This is a genomic window from Microbacterium sp. B19 (assembly GCF_000333395.1).
GTDB lineage: Bacteria > Actinomycetota > Actinomycetes > Actinomycetales > Microbacteriaceae > Microbacterium.
Map to the genome: position 1 here is coordinate 1 of NZ_BADA01000333.1, position 1,219 is coordinate 1,219.

The window sequence follows — 1,219 nt, forward strand, 5'->3', positions numbered from 1 at the left end:
TGGCATCGACCCCGGCGGCGGCGGAGACGATTCCGAGGCGGTTCTCGACGATGCGCGTCACGTGGCCGGCGGGGGAGGTGCGGGATGCCACCAGCCGCACGGTCTCGCGCGTGATGGCGTCTTCGCGGTCGTCGGCGTGCAGGATCCGGCCCTCGGCCTTCGACACGATCTTGCTCGTCACGACGACGATGTCGCCGTCACGGAGCGAGCCGCCCGCGGCCTCGAAGATCACCCCGACCAGGTCGGTGCCGGGCGTGATCTCGCCGATGCCCTCGAGGGCCCAGATCTCCAGCACGTCAGCGGACGAAGCGCACCTCGGTGAGCTCCTCACCGAGGAAGGGCTCGACGTGCGACGCGCCGTCCAGCGCGAAGCCGTTGCGCGCGTAGAAGCGGTGGGCGCGGGGGTTCGGATGAGCTCGGCGCCCTGGACGTTGCCCGGCTCGTCGTAGCGCGCGCCCGGCTCGTTGAACATCCACGACAGGAACTGGTCCTTGTCGACGTACTGGTTCATCGCGGCCTGCACGACGAAGTTCACCACGCCGTCCTTGTCGCCCGCCATGATCGGCAGGATGCCGGCGGCCTTCGCCTTGGCCATGTCGGCCTCGAGCTCGGCCAGGGTCTGCGGCGGGGCGGTGATGCCGAGCTGCGACGCGAGGGTGTCGTTCATGTAGATGCCGGTGATGCTGTAGCCGAGGCCGAGCTGGTACAGCGACCCCGACCCGCGGATGCCGTCCTCGCTCATACGCAATGGGGCGAGCTGCGACGCCGGCCAGGCGTCCCAGCCGTACGCGTCGAAGTAGGGGTCGAGGTTGGCCACGAGTCCGTCCTTGACCGTGTCTCCGAGCGTGGGGAGACGGATCAGGTCGGGAGGGGTGTCGCTCGCGAGGAGCTTGGGGGCGTTGGCCGTGAGGTTCTGGAACGTGTCGCGCGTGATGGTGAACGTCACGTTCGGGTGCTGCTTGGCCGCCGCGGCGGGGTAGCGAGGTTCAGGCCTCGCCGTGGCACCACTTCGTCGCCGGGGTCCTACAGCTCGCGCCCGCGCAACCTCCCGACCTGGTCGATATCCGGTGCCGCCGGCGCGTTGCGCGTACTCTGGCCCGCGGTGTCCCCCGCACCGACGCGATTGCTGCGCTCCGTCAGCGCGACGAGGCCGAGGTGCTGGTCGGCGCTCCAGCACACGGTGCGGCCGCGCTGATCTTTCGTACGGGCCAGGATGCCG

The 1,219-nt window shown here is 70.1% G+C and carries 1 protein-coding gene and 3 pseudogenes; all 4 read right to left on the reverse strand.

Annotation, left to right across the window (positions count from 1 at the left end):
* Positions 1 to 295, reverse strand: a 295-nt coding sequence (locus I5G_RS26510) for a coenzyme F420-0:L-glutamate ligase (RefSeq protein WP_239642531.1), incomplete at its 3' end; no start/stop codon positions are given.
* Between the two features lies 1 nt (position 296).
* A pseudogene (locus I5G_RS26515) lies at positions 297 to 407 on the reverse strand (GNAT family N-acetyltransferase); the annotation flags it as partial.
* Positions 408 to 559: 152 nt separating this feature from the next.
* Positions 560 to 946 (reverse strand): annotated as a pseudogene (locus tag I5G_RS22175) (extracellular solute-binding protein); the annotation flags it as partial.
* A gap of 77 nt (positions 947 to 1,023) precedes the next feature.
* A pseudogene (locus I5G_RS24740) lies at positions 1,024 to 1,219 on the reverse strand (Fic family protein); the annotation flags it as partial.